The following is a 15,712-nucleotide window of genomic DNA, read 5'->3' as shown; positions in this document are numbered from 1 at the left end:
GCATCACCCCCCGGTTGGCGAAGAAGCGCCGCCGCATAGCTGAGACACCCGTCACCCTAGGTATCCCCCATGTTCCTCGACTGGCTCGAGCGCCGCATCGATCCCTTCGCCCCCTTCGAGGAGGCGCGCCGCCCGCCCGACACGGTGGCGGGCTTCGCCTGGTTCTACCTGCGGCCGGTGCGGGGCCCGCTCGCGGTGCTGTTCGTGACGGCCCTGACCGCCGGCAGCGTCGAGGCCTCGCTCTACCTGCTGATGGGCTGGTTCGTGGACATCCTGGCCCGGTCCGGCCCGGAGAACCTGTGGCGCGACCACGGCACCGGATTGATGCTGGCCGCCGGCCTGATCCTGGTGGTGCGCCCGGTGCTCGCCTGGCTGCACGAGGCGATCTCGAACCAGCTCGTGGTGCCGCAGACCACCGGGCTCATCCGCTGGCGCACCCACCTCTACACCCTCGGCCACGCCCTGTCGTACTTCCAGGCCGACTTCGCCGGGCGGCTCGCCAACCGGGTGACGCAGGTCGGGGTGGCGGTGCGCGAGCTCGCCATCGTGGTCATCGACACCCTGCTCTACGTCGCGATCTTCGCCGTCACGGCAGTCAGCCTGTTCGGGTCGATCAGCCCGTGGCTGGTGCTGCCGGTGCTGGTGTGGATCCTCGCCTATGCGGGGCTGACCACCTACTTCGTGCCGCGCGCCCGGGCGCGCTCTCTCAAGGTCGCCGATACCCGCTCGGTCCTCGTCGGGCGCATCGTCGACAGCTACACCAACATCCTGACCGTCAAGCTGTTCGCCCGCGACCGCGAGGAACGCTCGGCGGTGCGGACGGCCACGATCGACCACACCGACGCCTACCTGCACTCGTTCCGCCTCGTCACCGCCATCACCGGCACGCTCTCGCTCCTCAACAGCAGCCTCATCGTGGCCACCGCCGGGGTGGTGCTGGCCCTGTGGTCGCGCGGGCAGATGACGACGGGCGAGGGGGCGGCGGGCCTCGCCCTGGTGCTGCGGCTGATCGCGATGTCGGGCTGGGTGATGCAGACCGTGCGCGGGCTGTTCGAGCATATCGGCGTGGTGCAGGAGAGCATGCAGACCATCGCCCGTCCGCACGCGCTGACCGACCGGACGGGCGCCCGCGACCTCGCGGTGACCGGCGGCGAGGTGCGGTTCGAGGGCGTCAGCTTCCATTACGGCCGGGAGGAGGCTGGGATCATCGAGGATCTGACCTTGCGGATCGCGCCCGGCGAGAAGGTCGGTCTCGTGGGCCCGAGCGGGGCGGGCAAGACCACGCTGACCTCGCTGCTCCTGCGCCTGCACGACCTCGAGGGCGGGCGCATCCTGATCGACGGGCAGGACATCGCCGCGGTGACGCAAGCGTCCTTGCGCCGGCAGATCGCCGTGGTGACCCAGGACACCTCGCTCCTCCACCGCTCGATCCGCGACAACATCGCGTATGGCCGCGAGGACGCCACCGATGCGGCGATCGTGGCGGCGGCGAAGGCGGCGCATGCCGACGCCTTCATCCGCGACCTCACCGACCACAAGGGCCGCGGCGGCTACGACGCCCAGGTCGGCGAGCGCGGCGTCAAGCTGTCGGGCGGCCAGCGTCAGCGCATCGCCATCGCCCGGGTGATCCTCAAGGACGCGCCGATCCTGATCCTCGACGAGGCGACCTCGGCCCTCGATTCGGAGGTCGAGGCGGCGATCCAGAGCTCCCTCGACCGGCTGATGCAGGGCAAGACCGTGCTCGCCATTGCGCACCGCCTCTCGACCATCGCCGCCCTCGACCGTCTGGTGGTGCTCGATCGCGGCCGTATCGTCGAGGAGGGACGGCATGCCGACCTGGTGAAGGCCGGGGGGCTCTACGCGCGCCTGTGGGCGCGGCAATCCGGGGGGTTCCTGGGGGAGGCCGAGGAGCGGGCTGCGGCGGAGTAGGGGTGGGGTTTCGCAGCGCGGTGCTCGCCTTCGCGTCCAGCAAGCCGACGTCGAACCGCTTCATATCGGACGTCGGTGAAGTCTCGTCGATCACGCCGTCGTATTGCTGACCCTCTTCGTCATCCCGGGGCCGCGCAGCGGAACCAGGGACCCATGACCGCGGACGATTCAGCATCAAGCGGACGGCGTTCAGCCTGAATCCGCACCGTCGGCGGTCATGGGTCCCGGGTTCTCGCCTGCGGCGAGTCCCGGGACGACATGGCGGGTGTAGAAACTGTCGAAGCGAACTCAACGGTTCGCGGTGCCGTCACTGCTGCGCAAAAAACTTCGGATCGAGCGCCGTGAGGGCGAGCAGCGGCGCCGGCATGACCACCCCGGCCTTGCGCATCAATTGCGCCGCGGCGCGGCAGGCCTGGATGTCGTTCGCACCCGCCGCCGCGTCGACCTGCGCGACCTGCTCAGGTGCCGGCCCCTTCTGCGCCGGCGCACCGCTCGGGGCGGGGGCGGCCTGGGACTGGGACTGCGCCTGACCCTGCGGGCCGGAGGCGCCCGGGCCGGTCTGCGCCACCGGGCCGCTCAGGCCCGATTTCTGCTGCGTCTCGCCGGCACCGCTGCTCGGCTGCTGCGCCGCGCCCTTGTCGGGCGCCTGCACGGCGGTCTGCGCCGGCTGGCCGCCGCCCGCCGGAGCGTCCGGCGCCTTCGGATGCACGAAGGCGACGAGTTCCTGGCACAGGTTTGCCGGCGGGCCGGCGGCCTGCGCGGCGCTCATGCTCGCGGCGAGGCCGGCGGCGGCGAGGATGATCTTCACGCAGCTCACGATCCCGCCTCCGCCTTGTGACCGGCAGGCTTGTGGGTGCCTTGGCCGGGCTCCTTGATGTCGCCGGTCCAACGCGGCCCGACGAGGTTGGTGCCCGGATCGGAGACCCGGGCGCCGGAGGTGGCGAAGGCCTGGTAGGCGAAGCGCTGGTTCTCGGCGAGCAGGAAGCTCGCCGCCGTCGCCAGCACCAGGGCCGCCGCCACCGCGACCAGGAAGGCTTTCATCGCTGTCTCCGCACCCTGCTTCTACTCGGCCGGGACCTAGGAGCGGCCGAGCTGCGGCCCGCTCGCGGTCTTGGCCTGCTGCTCCTTCACCCACAGGTCGTGGTGCACCTTGGCCCAGGCCAGATCGACCTCGCCGCTGCCCATGGCGTCGTAGGCGCCCTCCATGCCGAGGGAGCCGATATAGATGTGGGCGAGGATGCCGGCGATGAACACCACGCCGATCAGCGAGTGGATCACCTGCATGACCTGCATCCCGTTGATGTCGGTCACGGCGAACGGGAAGATCATCATCAGCCCGGTGGCGCCCATGGCGAAGCCGAAGCCGACCACCATCCAGAACACCATCTTCTGGCCGGCATTGAAGCGGCCGGCGCTCGGATGCGCGTCGCCGATCAGGCCGCCGCCCTGCTTGAGCCAGATCCAGTCGATCTTGCCCGGGATGTTATCCTTGATCCAGAGCACGAGCATGAACAGCACGCCGAGCATGAACGGCCAGGCGAGATAGATGTGCGCGTACTTGCCGTACTGCGCCAGCGTCGCGAACGCCTCGGGGCCGATCAGCGGCATCAGCAGCCGCTTGCCGAAGATGTAGTTCAGCCCCGAAAGCGACAGGATGATGAAGCAGGTCGCCGTCATCCAGTGCGAGAAGCGCTCGAAGCTGTTGAAGCGCAGGATCTTGCGCCCCGATTCCTCGCTGTGCTCGAGGCGGATGCGCCCGCGGGTGAAGTAGAACAGGCCGAGCGCGACGATCATGCCGAGCACGGCGAGCGCGCCGATCCATGGCATCCAGGATTCGCGGAAGTCGCGCCATTCCCGCCCTTGAGGCTGGATCAGGTTGGCGGCGGTCTGGTTCGGGATCGAGATCCGGCCGTGGATCGTCGGCTCCTGCTTGAACAGCATCTCCTCGTTGACCGAGGAGGCGGTCGGGTTCGGGGCGCCGTCCGGCGCGCGCACCTGGGCGCCGGCGGGAGCCGCCAGCATCAGGGTCGCCGCCAGGAGGGCGATGGAGGTCAGCCTGCGCCGCATCGGCGTCTCTCCCTTAGATGGCGATCGTCTCGCGATAGGCCGTCTTCCAGCCCCAGGCGCCCGAGCCGTAGCCGCGCTTGATCACCCGCTCCTTGTAGATCTGGGCGATCATCTCGCCGTCACCGGCGAGCAGCGACTTGGTCGAGCACATCTCGGCGCAGAGCGGCAGCTTGCCCTCGGCGAGACGGTTCGAGCCGTACTTCTCGTATTCGGCGACCGAGAGATCGATTTCGGGGCCGCCCGAGCAGTAGGTGCACTTGTCCATCTTGCCGCGGGAGCCGAAATTGCCGACCCGCGGATATTGCGGCGCCCCGAACGGGCACGCGTAGAAGCAGTAGCCGCAGCCGATGCACAGGTCCTTGGAATGCAGCACCACCGCGTCGGCCGTGGTGTAGAAGCAGTTCACCGGGCACACCGCCGCGCAGGGCGCGTCGGTGCAGTGCATGCAGGCCATCGAGACCGAGCGCTCGCCGGGCTTGCCGTCGTTGAGGGTGATGACCCGGCGACGGTTGATGCCCCAGGGCACCTCGTGCTCGTTCTTGCAGGCGGTGACGCAGGCGTTGCACTCGATGCAGCGGTCCGCGTCGCAGAGGAACTTCATTCTGGCCATGAGGATCCCCTCCCTTACGCCGCGCTGATCTGACAGAGGGTCACCTTGGTCTCCTGCATGCCCGTCACGGGATCGAAGCCGTAGGTGGTCACGGTGTTGACGCTCTCGCCGAGAACGACCGGGTCGGCGCCCTTCGGGTAGTACTCGCGCATGTCCTTGCCCTGGTACCAGCCCGAGAAGTGGAACGGCATCCAGGCGACGCCCTTGGCGACGCGGTCGGTGACGAGGGCCTTCACCTTGGTCTTCGCGCTGTTCTCCGGTCCGTAGACCCAGACGAACTGCCCGTCCTTGATGCCGCGCTCGGCCGCATCCTGGGTGTTGACCTCGACGAACATGTCCTGCTGCAACTCGGCGAGCCAGGGATTCGAGCGGGTCTCCTCGCCGCCGCCCTCGTACTCGACCAGGCGGCCCGAGGACAGGATGATCGGGAAAAGCTTGGCCACGCCGCGATCGACGGCCGCCTTCTGCACCGAGAAGCCGACATTGGGCATGCGGAACTGCCGCTCGTCCGGCCGGGTCGGGTACTTGGCGACGAGGTCGGGCCGGGGCGAGTAGATCGGCTCGCGGTGGACCGGCACCGGGTCGGGCAGGTTCCAGGCATTCGCCCGCGCCTTGCCGTTGCCGAACGGGATCACGCCGTGATCGAGGCAGACCCGCTGGATGCCGCCCGACAGGTCGATGGCCCAGCTGACCGCATCCGGGTTGTTGCCGCCGATCCGCTGGATCGTCGCCAGTTCCTCCGCCGTCAGGTCCTTGTCCCAGCCGAGCTTGCGGAACACCCCGAAGGTGAATTCCGGGTAGCCGTCGGTGAGGTCGGAGCCCTTCGTGAAGGAATCCTCCGCCAGCAGCGTCTGCCCGTTGCGCTCGGTGCCGAACCGAGCCCGGAAGGTGCTGCCGCCCTCCTTCACGTGGAGCGTCGTGTTGTACAGGATGTGGGTACCCGGGTGGCGGATCTCCGGCTTGCCCCAGCACGGCCAGGGCAGACCGTAATAGTCGCCGCCCACCTCCGGATCGTCCTTCGGCGCCCGCAAGGTGACGAGGTCGAACTTGTGCTGGTTCTTCATGTGCGCCTTCAGGCGCTCGGGGCTCTGGCCGCAATAGCCGGTAGACCAGCCGCCACGGTTGATCTCCCGCAGCAGATCCTCGGCCATGGGTACGCCGTCCACGACCTTGATGTTCTTGAACAGCGACTCGGCGAAGCCGAGCTTCTGCGCCATCCGGTAGATGACCTCGTAGTCGGTCCTCGACTCGAAGGCCGGCTTCACGATCTGCTCGCCCCATTGCAGCGAGCGGTTCGAGGCGGTGCGCGAGCCGTCCATCTCGAGGGAGGTGCAGATCGGCAGGAGGTAGGTGTTGTCCTTACGCGCGTCCATCGCCGCGAAGGTGGTCGGGTGCGGGTCGGCGACGACGAGCAGCTCCAGCTCCGCCATGCCCTTCACCGCCTCCGGCATCCGGGTCACGGTGTTGCCGCCGTGGCCGAACACCATCATGGCCTTCAACGGCGTGCGCTGGTCGACCTGCTCGGCCGGCAGGCTCACGGCGTCGAACCACCGGGTCGAGGTGAGACCGGGGGTCTCCATGTTCTCCTTGCGCGAGCGGGCCTTGCGGCCGGCGCTGGCGGGCACCTCGTCGAAGCGCGACTGGAGCCAGTCGTACTCGACCTCCCAGACCCGGGCCCAGTGCTTCCACCCGCCCTCGACGAGGCCGTAATAGAGCGGCAGCGTCGTCACATCGAGGCCGAGATCGGTCGCACCCTGCACGTTGGTGTGGCCACGGAAGATATTGGCGCCGGTCCCCGGCTTGCCCACATTGCCGGTGGCGAGGCACAGGATGCAGAGCGCCCGCACGTTGGCGGTGCCGACCGTGTGCTGGGTCGCGCCCATGCACCAGATCAGGGTGGCGGGCTTCTCCTTGGCGAAGAGCTCGGCGACGCGCTTCAGCTGCTCGCCCGGCACGCCCGAGACGCGCTCGACCTCCTCGGGAGTCCACTTCGCGACCTCCTTGCGGACGTCGTCCATCGCGTAGACGCGCTGGTTGATGAAGTCCTTGTCTTCCCAGCCGTTCTGGAAGATGTGCCAGAGGATGCCCCAGATCACCGGGATGTCGGTGCCCGAGCGGATCCGGACGTACTCGGTCGCGTGTGCCGCCGTGCGGGTGAAGCGCGGATCGATGACGATCATGTTGGCGCGGTTGATCTCCTTGCCCGACAGCACGTGCTGCATGGAGATCGGGTGCGCCTCGGCGGGATTGCCGCCGAGGATGATCATCGTCTTGGCGTTGCGGATATCGTTGTAGGAATTCGTCTGGGCGCCGTAGCCCCAGGTGTTGGCGACGCCCGCCACCGTGGTCGAGTGGCAGATGCGCGCCTGATGGTCGACGTTGTTGGTGCCCCAATACGCCGCGAACTTGCGGAACAGGTACGAGGCCTCGTTGGTGAACTTCGCCGAGCCGAGCCAGTAGACCGAATCGGCGCCGGACTTGTTGCGGATCGCCTGGAGCTTGTCGGTGATCTCGGTGATCGCCTGGTCCCAGGAGATGCGCTGCCACTCGCCGTTCGCGAGCTTCATCGGGTAGCGCAGGCGGCGGTCGCTGTGGACGAGCTCGCGGATCGCCGCGCCCTTGGCGCAATGGGCGCCGCGGTTGATCGGGCTTCCCCAGGACGGCTCCTGGCCGACCCAGACGCCGTTGACCACCTCGGCCGTCACCGTGCAGCCGACCGAGCAGTGGGTGCAGACGTTCTTGCGGATCACCGCCTGGGCCGGTTCGGCCGAGGAGCCGGCGGCCTGGGCCGGCCGCACCGCGCCGAGCCGCACCGTGCCGAGGGCCGCGAGCCCGCCGGCGGCCAGCCCCGATTTCCGCAGGAAGCCGCGGCGGTCGAGGGTATGGGCGGTCAATCCCGCGGCGAGGGTCTGGTGGCTGCCGCGGCCCGCCACGCCGTTCCTGCGCTTGGTCAGCATGCCGGTCTCACTTCTTCAGCGTCTCGTAGCCGTTGGTGCGGTAGAAGGCCTTGACGTGGTCGGTCTCGCGGTAGCGCGACCGGGTCTCGGCATTGCCGGGGTCGTAGGCCTTCGCCTCGGTGGGCGTGAGCGGAACGGAAGCGACCGCGGCCGCCGCCGCGGCGGTGCCGCCGCCGAGCGCGCGGAAGAATTGCCGCCGTCCGAGCCCCGTGCCGACCTTCCTGGTGTCGTCGTCCTGCCGCATCGCGGCTCTCCTATCGATATCCGGTCCCTGGTCCTCACGCCGTCGTTCCGGGGGCATCACGCCTCCATGGCGAAGGCTTCGGCCTCGACCGTCGTGAACACCTCGCCGAGCTGGCCGACAGCCCGGTAGAACGGCGTCGTCGCCTGCGCCGCAACGTCGGTAAAGAAACGCCCGATCCACGGGTTAAGATGCCGCTCGAAGAAGCGATGATCGGCGTCCGGCTCCGCCGCCAGGCGCCGCCCCGCGAGGGTCGCCATCACCTCGAGCAGGGTGGCGGCATGGTCCTCCGGCTCGCTCGATGCCGGGTCCCGCTCCAGCCCGAGTGCGGCGAGGTCCTGGCGCACCCGGGCGAGGGGCCGCTCGTTGAGGAAGCCGGTGAGGTAGTAGGAGGCGTAGGGCATGATCAGCCCGCGTCCGACGCCGACGAACAGCGCGAAGTAGTCGCGCCCGACCACCCGCGGCTCGGCTTCGCGGGCGGCGCGGCCGAGGGCGGCATGGGCCTGGCCGAGGGGCGATCCATCGCCGTCGAGGCCTTGCAGGCCCGCGACCAGCTCCGGCGCCGGCGCGCGACCGAGCAGGGCCGCGAGGAGGTCGTATTCCTGCGCGCGCAGAGCGTCGATCTCGTCGATCGGACCGGGGCCCTGGTTCACCATCACCTCGCGCTACGCACAACAACCTGTCGGTGGCGGCCGGCTCTCGCACCCCTCCTTCATTTGGAGGATGCCGTGCTCGCCGCCGGTACCATAACGAGGAATCGGTAGGGCGCAATTCGACTTTCTAACGCTTCAAATCGGCAGCGCCCCGCCATGGCGTCGCAGGCGGGGCGGGGAAAGGGACGTTCCAGGCTCTGCCACCGGTTCTCCGTGGTCCCGAGCGTCGCCTCTCCCCGCGGGTGCAGGGCTCTCCGGGGAGATGATCAAGCCCTGGTTCTCTCCTCTCTCCGAGGGCGGGGAGAGGGCTGTTGCGCCGTCCAGGGAGAACAGCGAGCCCGAAGGGCGGGGGTGAGGGGATGTCTCCGGAGGAGCCTCACTTGGCGACACCCCCTCGGCCTCGCGGCGAACCTGCGGTTCGCCGCTCGCTGCGTCCCCGACGAGGGGGGCGCAGCGCCCACGGGGAGAGGAGAGATGTGCGACATCTCCGGCAGCGTCGCCTTCGCCGGAAGCAGAGGCTCGCTTCTCCTCCCCACCCCCGAACACCCGCTCCACCATCGCCCGAACCTCCTCGGCCGGGATCAGCCCTCCGGTGCCCGGCACGCCGCCGGGGGTGTTCCAGTCATAGGCGTATTCCCGCGCCTCGCTGACGAAGTCGCGGATCGCCGGATCGACCGACCACATCCGGCGCAACGCCGCGTTGCGCAGGGCCCGCGGCACGCCGGCGCGCAGGAAGGGCGCGAGGTCGGTCGCGGCGGTGAGCGCGTCGAGGGAGGGAAGCTGCGCCAGCTCCTCGGGGCTCAGGGAGCCGTCGTCCTCGGCGGGTTCCGCCGCAGGCTCGGCCGGCGCAACCGGCGGGATCTCCGCGGGGCGGCGCGCCTCGTCGCGCTTGCGCCGCGACCAGCGGGCGAGGAAGCCGTCGCTCACGGCTCGTCCGGCCGGCGCCGCGCGCCGGCTCCCTGATGGGCCCCCTGTCTGGCCAGGGCCTCCGGATCGGCCCGGTCGCGCTTGCGCTTGTGGAACACCCGCTCGACGTGGAAGGCCCGGTAGAAGGCGCCGACCTCGGCCTGGATCTCAGGCGGCATCGGCACCGCCTCGACGATCTCGCCGATGCCCTCGGCGAGCGACTCGCCCTCGTAGGGGTCGGCGGTCACGGTGGCGACCGCGTAGGTCTCCGGCGCCGTCTCGCGCAGGGCCACCCAGAGCGAGGGCTGGGCCGCCGCGAGGTTGTCGCCGTAATGGGCGGTCTCGGCCGGGTGCAGCTCGACCTCGTACGAGCCGGCGTAGAACGTCTCCTCGTCCTCCGAGACGGAGAGGCGGGTCCAGGGCGCAGTGCCGGGCAGCCCCGGCAACACCGCGACCGGGAGCCAGGCGTGGCTCGCCCACGGGCCCTTCAGCCTGCGCTTGGCAACGACGACCCCGACGGAGATCAGCTGCGTGCTCATCAGGCCTCTCCCGCCTGGATAACGGGGAGGCCCGCGATCAGGTTCTGCGGTTTCATCGTCACCAGCCGGTCCGGAGTCATGGCGAGCAGCAGGTAGACCGGCCGGTCGCCGACCCGCGGATCGGCCCTGGCCGCATCGCGGATCGTGAGCCGGAACAGGGCGATCACCCGCTCGGCCGTGGCGGGCTCGACCGTCTCGCCGCGCCACAGGGCGTTGCCGATCCGCGTGCCTTCGGCGTCGAGGCCGACGAACCAGCGCCAGTCCTTGTCCTCGATCTGGGCGAGCGGCGCGACCTCGACCTCCACCGCCAGCAGGTGCCGGACGAAGGCCTGGATCGCCCGCCCCAGCCCCTCGCGGCTCTTCGGGTTCGAGCCGAGGTTGAGCGCCATGCTGAAGGCGTCCGACCGGCTCCAGTAGGTCCAGGCATTGTCGGCCGTCAGCACGTCGAGCTCGGAGACCGGCTCGCGCCCGAGCATCGCCACGAGCGGCGATTGTGTGCCCGCCCCCTCGGCCTCGTCGATCAGCTCGGCATCGGCGAGGAGCAGCGACCCGTCGGTCACGGAAGCCCGCTGCGGGCGGAAGAACAGCTCGGCGGCGCGCAACGTATAGGGGTCGTCGCAGCCGTCGAGCGCGTTGCGCAGGATCAGGTGGACGAGCTGGTTGAGGAAGAGCGGCGGCGTGCCGGAGGCCCCCCGCCGGACGAGGTCGAGATAGGCCGCCTCGACGGAGCGGGCGGCGAGCAGGCGGTCGCGGAAGGCCAGGATCATCTCCCAGTTCTCGCGCGCGTCGGCATCGGCCAGGGCCGCCACCTCCGCCGGCGTCACCGGGCGGCGGGGCTCGCGCAGCAGCGCGGCGTGCAGCGCCCGCTCCGCCCGGCAGGCCTCGTCCGGCGGCACCAGCTCGGGCCGGGCGAGATAGGCCAGCAGCAATTCGTCGGTGACGACGAGCCCGCCGCCCGCGTCGCGCCGGGTGAGATGGTGACCGCTCGAGACCCAGAACTCCGTCATCAGGGTTTTTCCATCACGGCTTGCCGTCGAGCAGGCCCGCGAGGTCGACCCGCTCCTCGGGCGCCTCGTCGGTCTCGTAGAAATCGAAGGCACGGGCATAGGCGTGGCGCCGGTCGGTGCCGGGGACCGCATCCTCCCGCGGGCGCAGAGCCCGGAACCGCTCGCGGATCTCGCCGTCCTCCAGCGTCCGGTGCAGGGCCAGCACCGTGCCGACCGGCGGGCCGCAGAGCGATTCGGCCACCGCGATCTCCTCGCGGGCGGCCGCAAGCGCGCTCGCCCGGTCCGGCGCGCCGAGGCGGGCCTGGAATTGCGCCGCCAGCGCCTCGGTCGCGGCGTCGCGCTCGGCCGCGCTCGCCTGGCTCACCACCACCAGAGTCGAGAAGCCGAAGGACGCGATGCCGAGGAAGCCGGCCCGGAATGCCGCGCGGTCCTTGCCGGCCAAGGCCGCCGGATCCTCGTCGAGGAACAGGAAGCTGCCGGTCACCGCCCACTCGCCGGGCGGGGCGGCGTGGGGGAAGACCAGGGTATCGGAGGGGTCGAGCCGCAGGGTGCGGGGAAGCTTGAGGCTCACAGGCGCGGACCTCCCCGGGACGGGTCGAACCAGCCGGTGCCGTCGAGGTGGAGCGTCGCGGGATCGGCGTCGAGGGTGGTGCGGGCCCGCGCGAGGGCCGCCGCGGGGCCGTCCTCGGCCCAGAGCGCGAGCCCGCGCAGCAGGTGGCGGGCGAAGCTCTCGACGAGCGCATCGGCGCCGGTCTCGAACCCCTCCTCCTCCAGGGATGTCGATTCGGGGGTGTGGCCGGGATCGCCGGCCTCGCGCTTCGAGGCGATCAGCATGGCGGAGAAGACCAGCCAGCCCGGAACCGCATCCTCGGCGCAGCCCTCGGGCCAGGCCAGACGCCCGCCGCCGAGGCGGGCCCGGTCGAAATGCAGGGTGCCGGCCGCGTCGAGCGTCACCGGCTTGTCGGGCGGGGCGTGGCTGCCGACCGCCTCGGCCAGGGCGGTGAGGCCGACGAGACCGACCAGGCGGGCCACGGATAACGGTTCCTCGGGCGCCAGGACCACCGCGACCTCGACGGTACCCGGCCGCCCGCCGACCACCAGGGTGCCGGCGGCCTCGTCGTCGCCCTCGGCGAGGGCCCGGGCCCGGTCATGCGCCGTACCGGCCGTCGCCGTCAGGCGCAGCGGCCGGAAGGCGGGAGGCAGCATCAGGCCGGAAGGATCCGCGAAGGTCATGAGGGAGATGGCGTTGCCTGCGCGCACGTGTCGGGTCGTACTTTTGAACGGCTCGTATATAGCGCTGTCTCAGTGAACAAGGGGCATGACGCCCCAGGGGGTGGCGGCCGGCTCCGGCTCGACAAGCCGGCAGAGCTGGCCGCACGCCCGGTCGGAGACGCGTGTGGTGTCGGATCGGATCGTGATCGCCTGTTCCTGCGAGGGCAGCATGCCCCTCGATGCGGCGGCGATCGGCAAGGCCTGCGGCGGACAATTGCAGACGGGCGACCAGCTCTGCGGCCGCGAGCTGGAGCGGGTGAGGGCCGCGATGGCCTCAGGAGTGCCGGTCACCGTGTCCTGCACCCTTAAGGCACCGCTCTTCCGCGAGGTGGCCGAGGAGCTGGGCGCCGGGGACCGCGTCGCCTTCGCCAAGATCCGCGAGAATGCCGGCTGGGCGGCGGAGGCTGCTGCCGCGGGGCCGAAGATGGCGGCTCTGCTCGCCGCGTCCGCCGAACCGACGCCGGCCCCGGCGAGCGTGAGCTTCGAGAGCCAGGGCGTGGCGCTGGTCTATGGACGCGACGAGGTCGCGATCGAGGCCGGCCTGCGGCTCGCCGACCATCTCGACGTCACGGTGCTGCTCTCCCGCCCCGGCGAGGTGGCGCCGCCGCGCTCCGGCGAGATCCCGGTGCTGAAGGGCACCGTGCGGGCGGCGACCGGCCATCTCGGCGCCTTCTCCCTGACGGTCGACGACACCGCCCTGCCGGTGCCCTCGTCGCGGCGGGCGCTCGCGTTCGGGCCGGCCCGGGACGGGGCGACCTCGACCTGCGACATCGTGATCGACCTCACCGGCTTCACGCCGCTCTTCCCGGCCCACGACCTGCGCAGCGGCTACCTGCGGGCCGATCCCCGTGACCCCGCGGCCGTCGAGCGGGTGCTGTTCGAGGCGTCCCACCTCGTCGGCACCTTCGACAAGATCCGCTTCATCGACGTCCACGCCGAACTCTGCGCCCATTCGCGCTCGCGCATCACCGGCTGCACCCGCTGCCTCGACGTCTGCCCGACGGGGGCCATCGCGCCCGCCGGCGACCACGTCGCCATCGACCCATATGTCTGTGCCGGCTGCGGCTCCTGCGCCTCCGTCTGCCCGACCGGCGCCGCGGCCTACGCCCTCCCGCCCGCCGACGCGCTGCTGCGGCGCCTGCGCACCCTGCTCGGTGCCTTCCACAAGGCGGGCGGCACCGCCCCGGTGGTGCTGATCCACGACGAGGCGCATGGCGCCCCCCTGATCGACGCGCTCGCCCGGTACGGCGACGGGCTGCCGGCCGACGTGCTGCCGTTCCCCGTCAACGAGGTGACGCAGATCGGTCCCGAGACGATCGCCGCGGCCTTCGCCTACGGCGCAAGCGCGGTGCGGTTCCTCGTCCGGGCCAGGCCGAAGCACGACGTCGCCGCCCTCCGGCGCAACGCCGCCCGGTTCGACGCGGTGGCGCAGGCCCTCGGCTACGGGTCGGGCGCGGGCGATCCGGTGGTCTCGCTGATCGAGACCGACGATCCCGATGCCTTGGGCGCCGCCCTCGGCGCCGGCGCCCGCGGCACGCCCGCCCCGGTGCCGTCGGGTTTCATGCCGGACGGCGACGTGCGCAGCGTCCTGCGCTTCGCGGTCTCGGAGATGCGCCACGCCGCGCCACAGCCCACCGACCATGTGCCGCTCGATGCCGGCGCGCCGTTCGGCGGCCTCGATTTCAGGGCGCAAGCCTGCACCCTCTGCCACGCCTGCGTCGGCGCCTGCCCGACCGGGGCGCTGGCCGACGATCCCGACCACCCGCGCCTGACCTTCGCCGAGAGCGCCTGCGTGCAATGCGGCCTCTGCGCCGCGACCTGCCCGGAGGACGCGATCGGCCTGATCCCGCAGCTCGACTTCGCCGCCTGGACGGCCCCGCGCCGGGTCCTCAAGGAGGAGGAGCCGTTCGACTGCGTCACGTGCGGCAAGCCCTTCGGCACCCGCAGCACCGTCGAGCGGGTGATCGGCCGGTTGCGCGACCGGCACTGGATGTTCGCGGGCCAGGCGGGCGAGCAGCGGATCAAGGCCCTGATGATGTGCGACACCTGCCGGGTCTCGCACGTCCTCACCGAGGGGTTCGACCCGCATGCCGCACAGGAGAACCGGCCGCGGACCTCGGAGGATTACATCCGGGCGCGGGACGCCTGAGGCTCACCGCGTCGCCTTCTCCAGGAACCGCACCAGGGCCGCCCGGTCCTCCGCGGCACCGATCGTCTGTTCCGGCATCTTGGTGCCGGGGGTGAAGCGGGCGGGGCCGATCTCGAACAGGCGGGCGATGGTCTCGGGCGTCCACACGATGTCGAGCCGACGGAAGGCCGGGGAATAGGCGTAGCCGGGCACCGTCGCGATGCGGCGGCCGAACACGCCGTGGAGGGTCGGCCCGGCCCGGTTGCCGCCGTCCGGGGTCAGGGTGTGGCAGGCCTCGCAGGCGCGGAACACCTCCGCGCCCCGATCGCCCGCGTAAGCCGCGAGCGCGTCCGCCGGGCGGCTCATGGCGAGCGGCCCGATCGGCTCGCCGGTGGCGAGATCCCAGCGCCGCACCAGCCGGTCGCCGCCGCCGGTGACGAGCTCGTCGGGGCCGCGGAAGGCCAGCGACCAGACCGGCAGGCCGGGCCCGACCAGGGTGAGCCGCACACGCGCCTCGGCCCGGTCGACCACCGCCACCGCGCCACCGACCGTCGCGGCGCCGAGCCTGCGCCCGTCGGGCGAGAGCGACAGGGCCACCACCGGACGAGGGCCGATCTCGAGGCGCACCCGGGAGGTGCCGTCCGGCCGCAGCAGGTGCAGCGTCCCGTCGGCGGCTCCCGCCGCGATCTCGCCGTCGGGCGCGGCCGCCACGGCGTTGACCGGGGCCTCGAACGGCACCGTGAGCGGAGGACCGGTCTCGGGCCAGATCCGGACGCTCGCATCGTAGCCCGCGGTGACGAGGCGCCCGTCGGGCAGGAAGGCGACGCCGTTGACGTTGCCCAGATGTCCCTCCCGCACCAGGGCGGGACCGCCGTCGAGGGGCGTGATCCGGGCGCTGCCGTCCCAGGACGACGAGGCGACCCGCCGCCCGTCCGGCGCCACCGCGAGGCCGGAGACCGGGCCTGCATGAGTCGCCAGGATCCGCTCCGGCTCGGGACCCTCGCGCCAGAGGATGACGCGCCCGTCCTCGCCACCGGTGAGGAGCCCGCCATCGGGCAGGAAAGCCACCGCGTTCACCGCCCCGTCATGGGCCCGCAGCACCCGGAGCGCCGTCCCGTCCTCCACCGACCATAGGATCGCCGAGGCGTCGAAGCTGCCGGAGAGCGCCCGCTGCCCGTCCGCCGTCACGGCAAGCGCCCGCACCGGGCCGCCATGGCCGCGCATCGGCGCCTCGGCGCGGGACGTGCCGGCGAGAAGACCCAGGAGAGCGGCGAGAAGCGCGGCGAGGCGGAGGGAGGTCGGCATGCGGGAACGGTCCTGGCGGGGCGTGCCGGGTCTACGCGCCCGGGTCCCGGGTCCGGAAGGCGCCGGAACGCCACGGGCTCCGACCTTGACAGCGAGAG

15 protein-coding genes are annotated in these 15,712 nt (G+C 71.4%); 2 read left to right on the top strand and 13 right to left on the bottom strand.

Annotated elements, in window-relative coordinates:
* The first annotated feature begins 69 nt into the window (after positions 1–69).
* Complete coding sequence (locus DA075_RS27415) at positions 70–1,929, top strand: ABC transporter ATP-binding protein (RefSeq protein ID WP_099955918.1); 1,860 nt, start codon at positions 70–72, stop codon at positions 1,927–1,929.
* A 307-nt stretch (positions 1,930–2,236) separates the two neighbouring features.
* Here the strand turns inward: DA075_RS27415 and DA075_RS27405 are convergent, their stop codons facing one another.
* From DA075_RS27405 to DA075_RS27350, 12 genes are all read right to left on the bottom strand, one after another.
* Entirely contained in the window at positions 2,237–2,698 is a 462-nt protein-coding gene (locus tag DA075_RS27405) for a hypothetical protein (RefSeq protein WP_420813162.1), read from the bottom strand.
* A gap of 44 nt (positions 2,699–2,742) precedes the next feature.
* The gene (locus DA075_RS27400) at positions 2,743–2,970 is read right to left on the bottom strand and encodes a hypothetical protein (RefSeq protein ID WP_099955917.1); all 228 of its coding nucleotides are present in this window, start codon (positions 2,968–2,970) and stop codon (positions 2,743–2,745) included.
* A 36-nt stretch (positions 2,971–3,006) separates the two neighbouring features.
* A complete protein-coding gene (locus DA075_RS27395) occupies positions 3,007–3,996 on the bottom strand; it encodes a formate dehydrogenase subunit gamma (RefSeq protein WP_099955916.1) in 990 nt (329 codons plus the stop codon).
* Positions 3,997–4,009: 13 nt separating this feature from the next.
* Positions 4,010–4,606 carry a formate dehydrogenase FDH3 subunit beta gene (fdh3B, locus tag DA075_RS27390; RefSeq protein WP_099955915.1) on the bottom strand — a complete coding sequence of 199 codons (597 nt, stop codon included), beginning with the start codon at positions 4,604–4,606 and terminating at the stop codon, positions 4,010–4,012.
* Between the two features lie 14 nt (positions 4,607–4,620).
* Positions 4,621–7,563 carry a formate dehydrogenase subunit alpha gene (locus DA075_RS27385; protein ID WP_099955914.1) on the bottom strand — a complete coding sequence of 981 codons (2,943 nt, stop codon included), beginning with the start codon at positions 7,561–7,563 and terminating at the stop codon, positions 4,621–4,623.
* A 7-nt stretch (positions 7,564–7,570) separates the two neighbouring features.
* Positions 7,571–7,807 carry a formate dehydrogenase gene (locus DA075_RS27380; protein WP_099955913.1) on the bottom strand — a complete coding sequence of 79 codons (237 nt, stop codon included), beginning with the start codon at positions 7,805–7,807 and terminating at the stop codon, positions 7,571–7,573.
* Positions 7,808–7,863: 56 nt separating this feature from the next.
* Entirely contained in the window at positions 7,864–8,460 is a 597-nt protein-coding gene (locus tag DA075_RS27375) for a TorD/DmsD family molecular chaperone (protein ID WP_099955912.1), read from the bottom strand.
* A 132-nt stretch (positions 8,461–8,592) separates the two neighbouring features.
* Positions 8,593–9,384: a DUF3306 domain-containing protein gene (locus DA075_RS27370; RefSeq protein ID WP_099955911.1), complete on the bottom strand. Its 792-nt coding sequence runs from the start codon at positions 9,382–9,384 to the stop codon at positions 8,593–8,595.
* Positions 9,381–9,902: a DUF3305 domain-containing protein gene (locus tag DA075_RS27365; RefSeq protein WP_099955910.1), complete on the bottom strand. Its 522-nt coding sequence runs from the start codon at positions 9,900–9,902 to the stop codon at positions 9,381–9,383. Before DA075_RS27365 ends, DA075_RS27370 begins: the two co-directional genes overlap by 4 nt.
* Positions 9,902–10,909 (bottom strand): DUF6352 family protein, encoded by a 1,008-nt coding sequence (locus DA075_RS27360; protein WP_099955909.1) that lies wholly within the window; start codon positions 10,907–10,909, stop codon positions 9,902–9,904. Before DA075_RS27360 ends, DA075_RS27365 begins: the two co-directional genes overlap by 1 nt.
* A gap of 13 nt (positions 10,910–10,922) precedes the next feature.
* Positions 10,923–11,480, bottom strand: a complete 558-nt coding sequence (locus DA075_RS27355) for a DUF6505 family protein (RefSeq protein WP_099955908.1) — start codon at positions 11,478–11,480, stop codon at positions 10,923–10,925.
* Positions 11,477–12,169, bottom strand: coding sequence for a biotin/lipoate--protein ligase family protein (locus tag DA075_RS27350; RefSeq protein ID WP_244936389.1), 693 nt, complete (start codon positions 12,167–12,169; stop codon positions 11,477–11,479). Before DA075_RS27350 ends, DA075_RS27355 begins: the two co-directional genes overlap by 4 nt.
* A gap of 181 nt (positions 12,170–12,350) precedes the next feature.
* Between DA075_RS27350 and DA075_RS27345 the strand changes: the two genes are divergently transcribed.
* Positions 12,351–14,330, top strand: coding sequence for a 4Fe-4S binding protein (locus DA075_RS27345; protein WP_099956844.1), 1,980 nt, complete (start codon positions 12,351–12,353; stop codon positions 14,328–14,330).
* A 3-nt stretch (positions 14,331–14,333) separates the two neighbouring features.
* Here the strand turns inward: DA075_RS27345 and DA075_RS27340 are convergent, their stop codons facing one another.
* Positions 14,334–15,614, bottom strand: a complete 1,281-nt coding sequence (locus DA075_RS27340) for a hypothetical protein (protein WP_099955907.1) — start codon at positions 15,612–15,614, stop codon at positions 14,334–14,336.
* Positions 15,615–15,712 lie beyond the last annotated feature (98 nt).

It is taken from the genome of Methylobacterium currus (genome assembly GCF_003058325.1).
GTDB lineage: Bacteria > Pseudomonadota > Alphaproteobacteria > Rhizobiales > Beijerinckiaceae > Methylobacterium > Methylobacterium currus.
This window is presented reverse-complemented; position numbering and strand designations above follow the sequence as displayed.

Bases quoted from the DNA above. Each gene is read 5' to 3' on its own strand.
- DA075_RS27345 (WP_099956844.1), top strand. From the start codon at position 12,351: ATGCCCCTCGATGCGGCGGCGATCGGCAAGGCCTGCGGCGGACAATTG.
- DA075_RS27400 (WP_099955917.1), bottom strand. From the start codon at position 2,970: ATGAAAGCCTTCCTGGTCGCGGTGGCGGCGGCCCTGGTGCTGGCGACG.
- DA075_RS27385 (WP_099955914.1), bottom strand. From the start codon at position 7,563: ATGCTGACCAAGCGCAGGAACGGCGTGGCGGGCCGCGGCAGCCACCAG.
- DA075_RS27365 (WP_099955910.1), bottom strand. From the start codon at position 9,902: ATGAGCACGCAGCTGATCTCCGTCGGGGTCGTCGTTGCCAAGCGCAGG.
- fdh3B (WP_099955915.1), bottom strand. From the start codon at position 4,606: ATGGCCAGAATGAAGTTCCTCTGCGACGCGGACCGCTGCATCGAGTGC.
- DA075_RS27375 (WP_099955912.1), bottom strand. From the start codon at position 8,460: ATGGTGAACCAGGGCCCCGGTCCGATCGACGAGATCGACGCTCTGCGC.
- DA075_RS27360 (WP_099955909.1), bottom strand. From the start codon at position 10,909: ATGACGGAGTTCTGGGTCTCGAGCGGTCACCATCTCACCCGGCGCGAC.
- DA075_RS27415 (WP_099955918.1), top strand. From the start codon at position 70: ATGTTCCTCGACTGGCTCGAGCGCCGCATCGATCCCTTCGCCCCCTTC.
- DA075_RS27395 (WP_099955916.1), bottom strand. From the start codon at position 3,996: ATGCGGCGCAGGCTGACCTCCATCGCCCTCCTGGCGGCGACCCTGATG.
- DA075_RS27340 (WP_099955907.1), bottom strand. From the start codon at position 15,614: ATGCCGACCTCCCTCCGCCTCGCCGCGCTTCTCGCCGCTCTCCTGGGT.
- DA075_RS27380 (WP_099955913.1), bottom strand. From the start codon at position 7,807: ATGCGGCAGGACGACGACACCAGGAAGGTCGGCACGGGGCTCGGACGG.
- DA075_RS27405 (WP_420813162.1), bottom strand. From the start codon at position 2,698: ATGAGCGCCGCGCAGGCCGCCGGCCCGCCGGCAAACCTGTGCCAGGAA.